This is a genomic window from Acinetobacter sp. 228, assembly GCF_048147885.1.
The window spans coordinates 182,081-197,805 of the sequence record NZ_JAYWYV010000002.1; the positions used below are offsets into that span (position 1 = coordinate 182,081).

General features: G+C 43.2%; 13 protein-coding genes. 4 read left to right on the forward strand and 9 right to left on the reverse strand.

The window, feature by feature from the left end; genetic code table 11:
* Positions 1–20 precede the first annotated feature (20 nt).
* From VXQ92_RS02260 to betI, 4 genes are all read right to left on the reverse strand, one after another.
* Entirely contained in the window at positions 21–791 is a 771-nt protein-coding gene (locus VXQ92_RS02260; protein ID WP_416680190.1) for a hypothetical protein, read from the reverse strand.
* 129 nt (positions 792–920) lie between these two features.
* Positions 921–2,576, reverse strand: coding sequence for a choline dehydrogenase (gene betA / locus VXQ92_RS02265; protein WP_416680192.1), 1,656 nt, complete (start codon positions 2,574–2,576; stop codon positions 921–923).
* Positions 2,577–2,587: 11 nt separating this feature from the next.
* On the reverse strand, positions 2,588–4,063 hold the full coding sequence (betB, locus tag VXQ92_RS02270) for a betaine-aldehyde dehydrogenase (RefSeq protein ID WP_416680194.1): 1,476 nt from the start codon (positions 4,061–4,063) through the stop codon (positions 2,588–2,590).
* A 21-nt stretch (positions 4,064–4,084) separates the two neighbouring features.
* Positions 4,085–4,663 carry a transcriptional regulator BetI gene (gene betI, locus VXQ92_RS02275; RefSeq protein WP_416680196.1) on the reverse strand — a complete coding sequence of 193 codons (579 nt, stop codon included), beginning with the start codon at positions 4,661–4,663 and terminating at the stop codon, positions 4,085–4,087.
* A gap of 268 nt (positions 4,664–4,931) precedes the next feature.
* On the opposite strand from betI, the gene VXQ92_RS02280 reads away from it, so the two are divergent.
* Together VXQ92_RS02280 and VXQ92_RS02285 are read left to right on the forward strand one after the other, a co-directional pair.
* Positions 4,932–6,968, forward strand: coding sequence for a choline transporter (locus VXQ92_RS02280; protein ID WP_416680197.1), 2,037 nt, complete (start codon positions 4,932–4,934; stop codon positions 6,966–6,968).
* A gap of 25 nt (positions 6,969–6,993) precedes the next feature.
* Positions 6,994–7,605, forward strand: a complete 612-nt coding sequence (locus tag VXQ92_RS02285; RefSeq protein ID WP_416680198.1) for a MarC family protein — start codon at positions 6,994–6,996, stop codon at positions 7,603–7,605.
* A gap of 67 nt (positions 7,606–7,672) precedes the next feature.
* On the opposite strand, the gene VXQ92_RS02290 is transcribed toward VXQ92_RS02285, so the two are convergent.
* Positions 7,673–9,838 (reverse strand): TonB-dependent receptor family protein, encoded by a 2,166-nt coding sequence (locus VXQ92_RS02290; protein ID WP_416680200.1) that lies wholly within the window; start codon positions 9,836–9,838, stop codon positions 7,673–7,675.
* Positions 9,839–10,305: 467 nt separating this feature from the next.
* Positions 10,306–11,223 (reverse strand): LysR family transcriptional regulator, encoded by a 918-nt coding sequence (locus tag VXQ92_RS02295; RefSeq protein ID WP_416680202.1) that lies wholly within the window; start codon positions 11,221–11,223, stop codon positions 10,306–10,308.
* A 302-nt stretch (positions 11,224–11,525) separates the two neighbouring features.
* On the opposite strand from VXQ92_RS02295, the gene VXQ92_RS02300 reads away from it, so the two are divergent.
* Positions 11,526–11,693, forward strand: coding sequence for a hypothetical protein (locus VXQ92_RS02300; protein WP_416680204.1), 168 nt, complete (start codon positions 11,526–11,528; stop codon positions 11,691–11,693).
* A 162-nt stretch (positions 11,694–11,855) separates the two neighbouring features.
* Here VXQ92_RS02300 and VXQ92_RS02305 read toward each other — a convergent pair whose 3' ends face one another.
* The 3 genes from VXQ92_RS02305 to VXQ92_RS02315 all read right to left on the reverse strand — a co-directional run bounded on the left by VXQ92_RS02305 (position 11,856) and on the right by VXQ92_RS02315 (position 14,916).
* Positions 11,856–12,056 carry a hypothetical protein gene (locus tag VXQ92_RS02305; RefSeq protein WP_416680205.1) on the reverse strand — a complete coding sequence of 67 codons (201 nt, stop codon included), beginning with the start codon at positions 12,054–12,056 and terminating at the stop codon, positions 11,856–11,858.
* Positions 12,057–12,309: 253 nt separating this feature from the next.
* Positions 12,310–14,040 (reverse strand): protein kinase domain-containing protein, encoded by a 1,731-nt coding sequence (locus VXQ92_RS02310; RefSeq protein ID WP_416680207.1) that lies wholly within the window; start codon positions 14,038–14,040, stop codon positions 12,310–12,312.
* Positions 14,041–14,106: 66 nt separating this feature from the next.
* On the reverse strand, positions 14,107–14,916 hold the full coding sequence (locus tag VXQ92_RS02315) for a formate/nitrite transporter family protein (protein WP_416680209.1): 810 nt from the start codon (positions 14,914–14,916) through the stop codon (positions 14,107–14,109).
* A 286-nt stretch (positions 14,917–15,202) separates the two neighbouring features.
* Here VXQ92_RS02315 and cynS point away from each other — a divergent pair, with 286 nt between their 5' ends.
* The gene (cynS, locus tag VXQ92_RS02320) at positions 15,203–15,652 is read left to right on the forward strand and encodes a cyanase (protein WP_064096756.1); all 450 of its coding nucleotides are present in this window, start codon (positions 15,203–15,205) and stop codon (positions 15,650–15,652) included.
* The last annotated feature ends 73 nt before the right edge of the window (positions 15,653–15,725 follow it).

Sequence of the window (15,725 nt, forward strand, 5' to 3'; positions counted from 1 at the left end):
ATCTGAATGATTTCATAATTTTAAAAATCATAACTCAGCGCAAATACTGCAAGATTACGCTGCTTGTCATCATAGCGGTCATAACCGCCAAAGATATATTCACCTGACACACTCAACTGCGGTAAAAGCGCATAACTGAGTCCGGCAGAAGCATAACGAAAGGCAAACTGCTTTTCGGTATCGCCCAGTTCACCGCCCTCATATTTGCCTTCATCGTTAAAATAGCTTCCTGCTGCCGTAACACTGGCATTCAGGCGATCATTCAATTGATGGCTCAGGTTAAGTGTATAAAAGGTATCGCCCTGATTGGCATAAGCCACATCATACAGATAGGTCGATATGCTGGCCCCGATACTGGTCTGATCATTCAACGCACGACTGACATTTAAACCCAGCTCATTTCCGGTAGTATGCTTGCCGCCCGGATAATAATAGGTTGCGTTCCATAGATCCCAATCATAATTTTTGCTGCTATGGGTATAACCCAGCAGAAAGTCATGCTCGAATTTGTCTGAGCGATGTCTCGGACGCCCCTGCACTTCTGCATAAGAGTATCCAAGCGTAGATCCCCAATATCCGACATAAAAATTGCCATAAGCCAGATTCAATGCAGCCTGTACAGCAACGTCATCATTTTCAGGTGCATTGGTCAAACCGCGGGAGATATATTTGGATACCACACTCAAGTTTCCGCTTGCTTCTATTTGTTTTACTTCTGCATCATCGGCATAACAGTAAAGACTTGAAACAGCAGCACAGCCAAACAGCACTGTTTGATTGAATATTTTCATAAAATATAAATTGTATTAAGCAAAGCCGGAGATAAAACGAAAGCAGTCGAGGTTTTATCTCCGTTTTTGGGAAAAAATTGAAATTCGTTTTACTCCTGCTTTGCCAGATGACAGGAATAAAACCATGATTTAAGCGCGAGGCGCCTTGTAAAAAGGTGCCGATGAAGGCGCAAGAGCAGGTTTGCCACGAATATGGTCTGCCAGTTTTTCAGCGATCATAATCGTAGTTGCATTGAGGTTGCCGGTAATGATCAAAGGCATTATCGAGGCATCAATCACACGCAACCCCTGCATTTCATGTACGCGTCCATAACCATCGACAACCGCCATGTCATCCTCACCCATTTTACAGCTACACGATGGATGATACGCGGTTTCTGCATGATTACGAACAAATTCATCAATTTCAGCATCTGTTTGTAGATGTTTTCCTGGACTGATTTCTTCACCACGATAGGGATCTAATGCCGGCTGATGCATGATTTCCCGGGTAATACGGATGGCATCGCGGAATTCACGCCAGTCCTGCTCAGTACTCATATAGTTGAACAGAATACTTGGATGCTCAAACGGGTCTTTGGATTTCAGACGGACACGGCCACGTGACGGTGAACGCATAGAGCCCACATGAGCCTGGAAGCCATGTTCATGAATGGCATTGGTGCCATTATAATTAATCGCCACAGGCAGGAAATGATACTGGATATTAGGCCATTCAAATTCGTCTGAAGAGCGGATAAAACCACCGGCTTCAAACTGGTTGCTGGCCCCAATACCTTTTCCTAAAAATAACCATTCAGCGCCAATCATTGGCTGGTTATACCACTTGAGTGCCGGATATAAGCTGACAGGTTTTTTGCACTTATATTGCAGGTACATTTCCAGATGGTCCTGCAGGTTTTCACCCACGCCTGGCAAATCCTGAACCACAGGAATATCCAGACTTTTTAACAGTTCAGCCGGACCCACACCGGAGCGTTGCAGGATTTGCGGCGAGGCAATTGCACCTGCACATAGCAATACTTCACGATCTGCAAAGACCTGAATCGGCTGTAAGGTATTTTGTCCTTCAAAATATTCCACACCAATCGCCTGATTACGATTAAACAGAATCCGGTTGGTCATGGCGTGGGTAATAATTGTGAGATTATCCCGGCCTTTGGCCATATCGAGATAACCGCGTGCTGTACTGGAACGACGGCCTTGCGGCGTTACGGTACGGTCCATCGGCCCGAAACCTTCCTGCTGATAGCCATTCAGGTCATCAGTACGTGAATAGCCGGCCTGTACACCTGCCTCGACCATGGCATGGAACAGTTCATTATTGCCATTTTTCGGTGTTGCGACCGAAACCGGTCCAGAATCACCATGATAATCATTGCCGCCAATATCGCGCGTTTCAGCTTTTTTATAATACGGCAGACATTCGGCATAGCTCCAGTGTTCTAGCCCCTTAAGGCTGGCCCACTGTTCAAGATCCATAGCATTACCACGAATGTAACACATGCCGTTAATTAACGAAGAACCGCCCAGACCTTTTCCGCGCCCGCACTCCATACGACGATTATTCATATGAGGTTCGGGGTCGGTCAGATAGGCCCAGTTATAGCGTCGTCCATGTAGGGGATAAGCCAACGCAGCTGGCATTTGTGTTCTGAAATCTAGACGGTAATCCGGTCCACCCGCTTCTAGCAGCAGGACTTTCACATCCGGATCTTCAGTTAAACGCACTGCGAGCACATTTCCTGCCGAACCTGCACCAATAATAATATAATCGTAATTCATCCAATCCTCCCTTATGCGCTAAATACAGACTGGAAAGGACTGAGTTCGACCTGAACTGACTTGGTCTGGGTATATTGCTGTAGCGTGACAATACCGTTTTCGCGACCGACACCTGAATGTTTATAGCCACCAACTGGCATTTCTGCCGGTGATTCGCCCCAGGTATTAATCCAGCAAATACCGGCTTCGATTTGATGAATAATACGATGCGCACGTGCCAGATTCGGCGTCACGACACCAGCTGCCAGACCATACTCGGTGTCATTGGCTCGACGAATCGCCTCTTCTTCTGAGTCATAACTCAGAATACTCATGACTGGACCAAAGATTTCTTCACGAACAATCGTCATGTCGTCACGACAATCGGTAAATACCGTTGGTAGCACATAAGCGCCTTGCGCAAACTGCTCATCTTCAGCACGGCCACCACCACACAATAAGCGTGCACCTTCGATCTTGCCCTTTTCAATATAGCTCAATACTTTTTCCATATGAGAGAAGCTGGACACTGGACCAAAATTGGTCTCAGGATCAAGTGGATCCCCCATACGGATATAAGGAATACGCTGCAAAATCTTTTCTTCGAATTCGGCTTTCAAGGCTAAAGGTACAAATATGCGGGTACCATTGGTACAGACCTGACCGGAACTGTAGAAGTTGGCCATCATGGCAATATCTGCCGCCAGATCCAGATCGGCATCTTCACAGATAATCAGCGGGGATTTTCCGCCCAGCTCCATAGTCACTTCTTTCAGGCTGGAATTCGCAGCTTGGGCCATGACTTTTTTGCCGGTTGCGACACCACCGGTAAATGAAACTTTGGCTATGTCCGGATGTGAAGTCAGATAGCCACCAATTTCACCACTACCGGTCACCACATTAAATACGCCATGCGGCACACCTGCTTTAGTATAAATTTCTGCCAGTTTTAATGCAGTTAAAGGCGTTACTTCACTGGCTTTAAAGATCATGGCATTGCCTGCTGCCAGTGCAGGTGCCGATTTCCATAAGGCGATTTGAATCGGGTAATTCCATGCACCAATCCCGGCAACCACACCTAAAGGTTCACGGCGAGTATAGACAAACGAACTGCTTCTGAGCGGGATTTGCTGGCCTTCTAATGCTGGTAAAATACCTGCATAGTATTCGAGTACATCTGCACCTGTCGCAATATCGACGGTGGATGTTTCACTGAAAGCTTTACCACTGTCGAGGCTTTCTAAACGCGCCAGCTCGTCATTACGTTCACGGAGGATGGCAACCGCCTTGTTCAAAATACGGGAACGTTGAATCGCCGTCATTTCTGCCCAGACCTTTTGTCCTTTCTGTGCCGATTCAACAGCGCGATCGATATCTTTTCGCGTACACACTTGCACGTCTGCCAGAACTTCGCCTGTTGCAGGATTAATCGTTTGAAACGTGCTATTGGACGTTGCATCGACATACTGTCCATGAATATAAGGACATTGCAGTTTGAATGTTGTCAATGGAATTTCCTCGCAGGTGGGTTATTTGAGTTGTTGCCGGATATATTCACTACACAGTTCAATCGGCAGTTCTGGATCAATTTCGCCACTTACCAAAGCACCTCTTAGCCAGAATCCGTCAATCAATGCTGCCAGACCTTGAGCAGCTTTCTCTGCCTGGTCTTTACTCAACTTTTTCATGAATTCATATTTGAGATTGGAATGTAAACGGTAATGATTGATCTGCTGTAAACGGTGTAATTCAGGTTGGTGCAAACTGCTAGCCCAGAATGCCAACCAGACTTTCATGGCTGCCTTGTCCGTTTGTGGAGCAGCAAAATTACCACGGACGATCGCCAGTAAGCGTTGTTCCGGTATGTCATCAACCTGCATCTTTATCTGTGCAACAGATGTACCTAATTGCTGCAACAAGTAACGCATTGTGGCTTCGATCAAGCCATTTTTACCTTGAAAATAATGACTTATGATGCCGGTTGAGACACCTGCCCTTTGAGCAATCTGACTGATTGAAGCTTCTGCAAAACCCAGCTCATTGACTGCAGCTAAGGTGGCGTCGATAAGTTGCTGACGGCGGATCGGTTGCATACCAACTTTGGGCATAGGTCTAACCTGAATAACGGATATAACAATAGAAAGTTACTTTGCTAGATAAATAGCAGAATGATGTAACAATTAATAAACGCTTTTTTAATTGAACGTTCAATTAATAAAAATTATAGTGCCAGCTCACCCTTGATGTACAGCGCAGTTTGTTTTGGATTTGCAAAAGTTTGTAATTCACGAAAACAGGGAAGCTTTATGCATGTTTTTACTTTTAAATCACACGGCACTGTAGATCATCCGGCAACAAAACGATGGTCATGGATTTATGCAAAAGAAAAATGAAGAGATGCAAGATGGTCTGAATAAAGTAGTTTTTTATTTTTCGGCGACACTTATTCTGCTGTTTTCTATCATTACCATTTTATTTAATGAACAAGCCAATCAAGTCATTATTAATATTTTAAACTGGGTCAGTCGTACCTTTAGCTGGTATTACCTGCTGGCGGCAACGCTGTATCTGGTTTTTATCGTCTTTATCGCCTGTTCCCGTTATGGCGAGATTAAATTAGGTCCCAAACATTCCAAGCCAGAATTTAGCCTGCTGAGTTGGTCGGCGATGCTATTTTCTGCCGGGATCGGGATTGACCTGATGTTCTTCTCGGTGGCGGAACCGCTTTCCCACTATATGAATCCGCCTGTAGGCGAAGGCGAAACTTTTGAAGCTGCGCGCCAGTCCATGGTGTGGACCCTGTTTCACTACGGTTTAACCGGCTGGAGTATGTACGCGCTGATTGGGGTCGCTCTAGGTTATTTCAGTTATCGCTATAATTTACCGCTCACCATCCGATCAGCACTCTATCCTATTTTTGGAAAAAGAATTAATGGTCCAATTGGCCATACGGTTGATACGGCTGCGGTACTCGGCACGATTTTCGGGATTGCCACCACCTGCGGGATTGGCGTTGTGCAATTAAATTACGGCCTGCATGTGCTGTTTGGTTTACCGGAAAATATCTGGATTCAAACTGCACTCATCGCCGTTGCTGTGATTATTACTATTATTTCAGTGACTGCCGGTGTCAATAAAGGCATCCGGATCCTGTCTGAAATTAATATCTATGTGTCAATTGGGCTGCTGCTATTCATTCTGTTTGTAGGCAATACCGAGTTTTTATTAGCCGCCTTGATTCAAAATTTTGGTGACTATATCAGTCAGTTCCCGAAGCTTTCTTTAACGAGTTTTCCTTTTGAACAACCGAAAGAGTGGATGAATAGCTGGACCCTGTTCTTCTGGGCATGGTGGATCGCCTGGTCGCCTTTTGTTGGTCTGTTCCTGGCCCGTATTTCCCGTGGTCGTACCATTCGCGAATTTGTCACCGGGACTTTGGTTATTCCTCTGTTATTTACCCTGACCTGGTTGTCTATTTTCGGTAACAGTGCTTTATACAGCGTGATTTTTGATGGTAATACTCAACTTGCTACGACAGTTTTAGAAAATCCGGCACATGGTTTTTATGATCTGCTGGCGCAGTATCCAGGCTTTATGTTTACAGCAGGTGTCGCCACCATTACCGGCTTGCTGTTCTATGTGACCTCAGCGGATTCAGGGGCATTGGTATTGGGAAATTTCACCACTAAATTCACTAATATTGAGCATGATTCACCGCGCTGGCTCAGTGTGTTCTGGGCCATTGCCATCGGTTTGCTGACTTTGGCAATGCTCATGGCGAATGGCGTGACAGCATTACAGAACACTACGATTATTATGGGTCTGCCTTTTAGTTTCGTCATTTTCTTTGTGATGGCGGGACTCTATAAGTCCTTGCGTCTGGAGGATTTTCGTCAGGCCAGTACCAGCCTGAATGCGGCACCTGTGGTCGGTAATGTGGATATCTTGAACTGGAAGAAGCGTCTGAGCCGGGTCATGCTGCATCCAAGCCTGTCCCAGACCCGGACCATGCTGGACAATGTCTGCAAGCCGGCCATTGAGGCCGTTGCAACCGAGTTAATTGACAAAGGCATTCAAGTCAATATTCAGGAAAAATCACTTGAGGAAGAACCTGAACTGTATCACCTGGATCTGACCATTCAGCTCGATGAAGAAGAAAACTTTGTCTACGAAATATGGCCGGTACGCTATGACACGCCAAATTTCAGTTCACGTGGTAAACGAACCAAACGTTATTATTATCGTCTGGAAAGTTATCTGTTTGAAGGCTCTCAGGGCAACGATCTGGTCGGTTATAGCAAGGAACAGGTGATCAATGACATCCTGGATAAATATGAACGCCATATGATGTATCTGCATATTAACCGGATCAGCCCAGGTAAACGTCCGCTGTTCCCGGATCGTGAAATCTAGGATTACTCAACTACGGAAGGACGCAATGATGTCAGAAAGTTTGAATACTTTTGCCCTGTTTTTCTCCCTGCTCAATCCTTTTCTGATGAGTATCTACATGCTCGGAATTATCCGTAATTCCGACGCAAAAGTATTCAACATGGCATTGATTCAGGGCAGCCTGATCAGCTTTATTGTGTTCATCATTTTTGCAAAAACCGGTGAAGCCTTCTTTAATGAAGTCTTGCATGTACGGTTTGAGTCCTTCCAGATTTTTGGCGGTATTATCTTTCTGGTGATTGGCTATCGTTATGTCTTTGAAGGTGCTGATACGATTGGCGTGATGCGTGGAGCGCCTAGTCATCTGGCGGGCACGATTGCCATGCCGTTTATGATCGGTCCGGGCACCATTTCGGCATCTGTGATCACCGGTATACAACTCAGTTTAATGCAAACCATTCTGGTGATTTTCTCAACCCTATTTCTGACCTGTAGCCTGCTAATCCTGATGAAATACCTGCATGATCATTTACAGCACAAGTATTCAAACTATATTGACCTGTATGTCGATATCGTCGGTCGTGTTGCAGCGCTTTTAATCGGTACTATTGCCATCGATATGATCGTGACAGGTATTACAGGAATATTAGAAACCTGATAAATCCGTTCTATCAAAAAATAAAAAGAGCGGGAAATATCCCGCTCTTTTTTTAATTTTTAAATAATTAAAATTTAAATGACACACCGGCATAAGTAGAAAAACCTTCACCCGGTGAAGATCGGGCAAGATCTGCACCCCGATCGTCATAACCTGGAATCACGACTGCTGCATATTTTTTATCGGTAATATTTTTAAAGTTAATCCAGGTTTTCCAGAACTGATGTTCTGGTGCATAACCCAAGTCAATGCCCCAGATCTGATAGTCATCACTGAATCGGCTATTGGCATAATCATGTGCCATTTTGGACGCATATTCTGTATTCAGGCCAATATACAGGCCGTTGTATAATGCATAACTGAGCTGTGCCTGATATAGATGTTTGGGTATCCCCGGCAACTGGTTTTTACCAAATAATGGATCATTTTTATAATGAAAATCGCTAAGGGTATAAGCCTGTTGCAGACGCAGCTCGCCAAATCGGGATTCATGTAATGGCGTATCCAGACTTAGCTCCACCCCTTGATGAATGGTCGGCGTGGCATTGGATTCAACAGCAATTGGCTCTGAAGGTCGTTCTGCTCCATCTTCATAGGTTTTGATCAGTTCTGAAGTTAGCAGTTCATTTTTCACTTTGGAATAGTAATAGCTCAGTGCCCAATCGCCAAAGACTGATTGTCCTCGGCCACCCAGTTCCAAGCTATTGGCGGTTTGTGTATCCAAGTAAATGGGAGCACGCACCCGGCCAGAAGCAATGCCACTGTCAAAATAATAAGGCGAAGACCATACCATAGACCAAGGGTGCGTCGGTTCAATGCTGCGGCTTAAATTGGCAAACCATTGTACATCGTCATTCGCTTGATAAGTCAATCCAAGTCGTGGTGCAAAATTCCATTCATAACGGCTGACTTCCGGGCTGGCTACAGGATAAGTCACTTCACTTTCCCGATGGGTATAGGCTGCTGCGAATCCCAGATCCAGTTTAAACTGATCATTTAATGCAGTTTCCTGATCAAATTGCAGCACGTTGTCTGAACCCCGATAGGTATAACGGCGAGTAACCGTATCTGCCGGATATAATGTTCCATCAATGGACATATCACGTCGGATAGTTTCCGTTACCCCACTGTTTGGGCGATGGGTGGTACTGCGTAAAGCGATACGTCCCTGATGCTCCAGACCTAGAAACTGGTAAGGCTTTTCATACTGGAAACGTGTACTAATGTCTTCATAATCGACATTCGTGCGATAACTGCTTTCACGCAAATCCAGAGGATAATGGTGATAGGCCAGACTACCGGTCAGTTTGGCATCATCCTGTAAATTCCAAGTTGTGGTATTGGCCAGCCAGGTACTGCCCGGCTGAATTCGTTTGGCATCCACTGCCAAATTAAAACTATTTGCTGTTCTAGGATTATGCTTAAGCTGTTCCTGAGTAATCCGTCCCGGAGTTAAATGCTGGCTTTCACGGTAACGGGCATAAAAACGAGTTTCGATATCCGGACTAACTTGATAGCCCAGATTAAAAGCCAGACCTTTGCCATCGCCTTTGGCATGAGCCTGAATTCCGTCAAACTGGTTAGCTATTACCGCCAGATAATAATCTGATTTATCCAGTTTTCGGCCGGTACTGAACTGATATTTCTGATAACCATGGCTACCCATTTCATATTTGAGTTCAGAACCATTCTGCTCTGCCCCAGTTTTACTTTTATAGTTAATTGTTCCGCCTAAAGACAATCCACCCTGTTTTAAACCGTTGGCACCACGATACACCACGACATGATCAATCCACCATGGCTCGAGCAGCTCATAAGCTGTACCGCCCGGTCCTGTAAACGGAATATCATTGATCATGACATAGGTACCAGAGGCATGCGCACCTGAAGTGCGGTTAATTCCTGAGCCACGAATTGAGACTTTTACTCCTTCATTTCCCGCAAACTGGGCATAAATTCCTGACTGCAAACGGAATACATCGGCCGTGGTTGCAAGTCGCTGCTGTCCTAGCTGCTGCTCACCAATGAAATTTGTTCCTCCTGAAACCTGAGCCAGTTCTTTCTGAGATTGCTGTTGCGGAGTGGCATTTTTTTCAGCACTGATCACGATAGTATTCAACTGTTGAACATTACCCGGTTCCCTGACCGTTTCAGCATAAACATGCCCCGAGAAAATCGACAGGATCATGAGGCTCAGTGGGCTTTTTTTAAGAGGTATTTTTGTCATATGCATGGCGAGTTTATACAGTCCTGTATAAGTGGTCCTGATCTGCTTGAGATGTGGATTAAAAATCTTGCTGTAGCATAGATCAACCTTGGTATTTTCAGGAGTTATTTTCTGCCAAAAAATTGACTGATTAGCGTATGTTTTTAAATTTTATTTAATCTTTTTATTAAAAATGAATTTGCAAGATCAGAACTATATTCCTACAAGTTCCTAGAATTTAAATTTTAAGTAATTGATATTGAATGTTATACCATTTAATTCTGCACAGATGTATTCCCACTTGGCAAAATGTAATACTTGTCAGAAATTATGATCGACTAAACCAGTTCATTAAATTCAAAAGCTGGATTAATAGCTGCATCATCTTATAGATCAATCAAAATGATGCAGACCAGGAAAGTTAAAATTAAAAAATCCTGACTAACAGGATTTTTTAGCAGTAATAAGTCTAAAGATATTCAATTTTTCATTGATTAGTTGTAATAAGCCTGCCTTTTTTTGGAAAAACGGTCCAGCTGTTTCAAGAAGCCTTCAAAATAATCTTTCTGCTTTTCTTCTGTACGATAGCCAGCGTATAAAGTACGGCGCAATCCTTCAGGCGCCACACAGTCTAAACGGCGTGAAGTCACCCAGCCCTTTTGTTCATATTCATTTACCACCCAGTCTGGCAATGCACCAATCCCGCGCCCACTGGCTACCAGCTGGATCAGCATTTGGGTTAAATCAGTGGTACGAATAGCTTTAGGTAATACATTAGCGGGGATAAACAGACGCGACATGATATCCAAACGGTGTTTATCCACCGGATAAGTCACCAGCGTTTCTTCAGCCAGCTCCTCAACAGTAATATGTTTTGCTCTTACCAAGGGATGAGTATTGGATAAAACCAGGCGCGATTCATATTCAAAAATCGGAAAATATTCAATGCCTTTGAGTGCAATTGGATCAGCAGTGATCAGCAGATCAAACTCTCCAGTTTGCAGTAATTCATGGGGGTTCGATTCAAAACCTGAGGCAAAGTCTAGGTCTACATCCGGATATTGCATCCGGTACTGGTTAAGCAATGGCATTAGCCAGTCAAAACAGCTATGACATTCAGAAGAGAAGATAATTCTCCCGGTCTGACCATGCACAATACGGCTGATATCACCCTGTGCACTTTGAACTTGCGGTAATATTTCATCCGCCAGTTTTAATAACCGTAACCCCACATTTGAAAAACTTACAGGACGACTACGCCGGTTTACCACTTCAACGCCAAACCACTGATCAAGCTCACGTAGCTGATGTGACAGGGCCGATGGTGTTAAACATAAATCACTTGCGGCTGCAACCAGGGAGCCATGCTCCCGCAGAGCGGTCAGGGTTCTTAAATGGCGGAGTTCTATCATGGGAAATACCGAAAATTCAAAAAGTAATCACATTTGTTCTGTCTTTAGCATACCCCAATCGCTCACAATTATTTATTAATTTTCATTTAAATTGAAAATTAATGAGCATGACTCATCTAAGATTACCATAAGTTAAAATTATAATTTTTATACAGTTAATTATTTTAATTAAATTCCCCCATAAAATATTGCTTAAACTTACAGCTGCAACACGTTAGAAAAATAACTCAGGCATAAAAGTCACAGACTAATTTTGCTTTATTCATACAATAAAAACAGACAGTATTAGAGGATAAAAGACCATGCATAATCCAATCGATCGAAATGATGAAGAACTCACTGAAGAACAACTTGATCCGCAAGAAAAACAGGATCGGGAAATCCAGCGCGGTCAATTAGGTATCCAGGATCCACAGCGTCAGCGGGATCAATTGCGTCAGGAAAAACAGGATGAGGAACAAATTCAGTAATTTTCCCTGAGATGCAAAATAAAAAACTCCCCATGGTTTAAAATATGTGGGGAGTTTTTTTATTTATGAGCATTGCAAAAATTCTGCTCTATCTATTCCAAGCCATACATTTTATCTATCAGATCCAAGAAGAAGGGTAAGTCTTTTTATATGGCTGCTGTTTTACTGTTTCGGCTCTGTACTGGCTTTTGCTTGTAGGGGCGGAGCTTGTGTTTCTGCCACTTTTTTCTTGGCCTGAATTTGTGCCACTTTTTCCTGATTCTTTTCAGCAAAACGTAAGCCCCCATCTCCCGCGAAACTGGTTTGGCTCATCACAATGGAGCTACTCGCGATTAATATCAGCCTAAAAAATTGAAGTTTCATGTCTTATTTACCTTTTTATTCTAGTGGTATTAAAAATAAGCAATTATTATTCCAATATTTTTATGCTTATTTAGATTTTAACTGCACTTGCTATTTTATATAGATAATCTTCAAAAACACAGAGTCAATCATCGTAAAAATATAAAAAAATATAATAAGAATAAATAGATATTTTGACTGCATCTCAGCTTGAATCAGATCCGATTTTTTACTCCAGTCAAAAAAATCGTTGAACAGCCTATTTGAATTATTTTCATTGGCTAAAATACAGTGCAAACACCCAGAGCAATAACAACAGCAGAACTGCTGTGCAGGATTTCCAGAAGGTGACTGGATGCTTTTCAAGCATAGGACGTGAAACTGATTTTTTAAATTTGAGATCTGGGTGTTTCAGATCATATATAAATGCTGAAAGTGCTTCATAGCGCTGCTCTGGACGAATAGAAAGCGCTTTTTTAAAGATTGCGTCCAAGTCATGTGGCAGATCCGGTCGATACTCATAAAGTGGATGATATCGAACCTGCTTTAAGGCCTTTTCGGTCTTGCAGCGCGCGAGGTCTGTCCCATAAGGTAATTGTCGGGTCAATAAATAATAACTCATCACCGCCAGCGAGAACTGATCTGATTTTATTGAGGGCGAACGTCCAATAAAATACTCAGGTGCCATAAAGGCCAAAGTTCCTAAAGGGACGTCTGCATGTTTGGGATTCAGTTCAACCAGACCTCTGACCGCCGTCGATCCATAATCAATCAGTTTTACTTTCAAGGTATCAGCTGGTTCAAGCAGCATGACATTTTCTGGCCGTACATCTTGGTGCAGCATTTCAAGACGGTGCATGGCATTCAATGCTTTGGCCACCTGTTCAATGATGGGAAGCAACTTCTGTAAAGTTAAAGCTGTTTTTTGACGATGCAGCCAGCGACTTAGGCTTTCCCCTTGCAAGTATTCATAACTTTGAAATAAAAACTGCTTGCTGCCCTTATGCGGATAACATTGCAGCAGATTTTCATGTTTTAAGCGTTTCGATACCCAGTCTTCCATCTGGAATTGTTCTACCGCTTTCAGGTCATCCTGCACATCGACAGACAAGGTTTTAATGACCAGCTGATTTTGTGTCGCTTCATCACGCGCCAAATAGAGGCTGCTGCGATGATTCTGGTGCAGGATTTTATCAATTCGATAACCTTCAAACAGGTCGCCATGACTCAGCTGTTGCGGAAATAAAACATGGCTCTTGATATGAAAGGATTCCTCCTCAGGCAACTGTTCCACTTTAATGATTTGAATGGTGAGATTATCATCACTACCCCGCTTTAAGGCCAGTTCGATTATCGACCTGGCAATGATATCCAGATGTTGTTTCTGTTGCAGCATTTCCGAGATGAGCTGCATCTCCATAAATTCATAGACACCATCTGTCATCAAAATAAATAAATCATCTTCATATAATTCAAGCTGCTGATAATCGACATCGATACGATGGTCGGCACCCAGAGCACGACTTAAATAATGTTCTGTTGATGACAGGAAAACCCGGTGATCAGCCGTCAACTGTTCAATGGCTTGTGCCTGAATGCGATAAATCCGGCTATCGCCTGTATGAAAAATATGCGCCCTGTTTTGTTTCAAAATCAGTGCACTAAAGGTGCAGACATAACCCTGATCTTTATCAAAACGCCCGCGGCTCTGCTGGGTTTGTGCATAGAGCCAGGAATTGGTCGCACGAATGACCCGTGCCGCTGAAGTTTGAGTACTCCATGCATCTGAAGTCGAATAATAATCCGATAGAAAACTGCTGACCGCAGTTTCTGCTGCAATATGACTGACATTGCTGCTGCTGATCCCGTCTGCAATTGCACAGGCAATTCCCTTACTGCTAAGCGCGTGGCCTTCAGGAATATAGACCCCGTGAAAATCCTGATTCTGTGCTTTGATTCCAGCAGAAGAATATTGCCCAATGCTGATCTTTAATTTTTTATTCATTTTAAATACTCAAAAAGGGATCGAATCGATCCCTTTAATCTCAAGACATAAATCATCATGCTTAGATTAGAATTCTTTTTTAGCGCCAGTACGTACATGCGTGGTATAGAGCGCCAGACCTGTCAGTGCCAGACCGCCCACCAGATTCCCCAGTGCAACCGGTAATTCATTCCACAAGAAGTAGTCTGTAATCGAGAAATCACCGCCCATCATCATGGCAAATGGGAACAGGAACATATTCACGACTGAATGTTCAAAGCCCATGGCGAAAAACAGCATGATTGGCATCCACATCGCGATGAATTTGCCGCTGACCGTGGTTGACATCATGGCACCAATTACACCAAGTGATACCATCCAGTTACACAGCATGCCGCGGATAAAAATCGTGATCCAGCCAGCAAGACCATATTCGGCATAGCCTAAAGTCCGGTCTTCACCTATATGGGCAATTTTCACCCCGACCGCATTCGGTTCAGCGGCGAAACCCATGGTATAGACAGCGGCCATTAACACTGCCACGGTTAAACATCCGGCAAAGTTACCTAAAAAAACCAGACCCCAGTTTTTTAAAATACGTGACCACGTCACCCCTGGTCGTTTGTCTAGCCAAGCCAAAGGGGTCAATACAAATACCCCAGTGAGCAGGTCATAGCCCAAGAGATACAACATGCAAAAGCCAACTGGAAATAACAGTGCACCGATCAGCAGTACTCCTGTTTGTATACCCACAGTAACTGCAAATACTGCTGCCAGCGCCAGAATTGCACCTGCCATAAAAGCACGAATCAAAACATCACGCGTTGCCATATGAAGTTTTGCCTCACCGGCATCAACTACTTTTTTTGCAAACTCTGCAGGAGCAAGATAAGCCATATTTTTATCCCCTTTATATAAATAACTTGCCTGTTTGCAAATAAAAAACGCCTAAAGTCTATTTCAACCCTAGGCGTCTTTGCCTTGCATTATTCAAACAGATTAATCGTGTCATGGCGCCATTGCCATATTTAATAAAGATAAAAGCAAATAGCGTGCCACTCATTTTAAACGACTAATAAAAATAATATAAATTATTTTAAAATTTAATCCTTATAATTATATTGGCACAATCTCTGCATTATCTATAGTGGTCATTTTTTAAATATAGCTATTGGAGAAGATTATGATTAGCCATCGTCAACAAGTGACAGACATGATTATTTCAGCGAAAGTTTTAAAGTCTATCAAATGGGCAGATGTCGCTGAAGCTATAGGCCTTTCTAAAGAATGGGTGACTGCTGCATGTTTAGGTCAGATGGCTTTTAATAAAGAACAGGCAGAAAAAATTGGTGAAATATTTGGACTGACTGATGAAGCCATTGCCTGGCTGCAAATCGTACCTTATAAAGGTTCTCTGCCAACTAGTGTGCCGACAGATCCGCTGATTTATCGCTGGTATGAGGTTGTCAACGTTTATGGTATGACCATTAAAGAGCTGATCCATGAAGAATTCGGAGATGGTATTATGAGTGCAATTGATTTCAGCATGGATATTCAACGAGAGAATAATCCAAACGGAGATCGGGTGAATGTCGTATTATCCGGAAAGTTTTTACCTTATAAAACTTATTGATCTACTTTTTTTTAAAAAAAAGCCATTATTAAAATGGCTTTTATTTTATCTGTACTTATTAAATTTATTTATT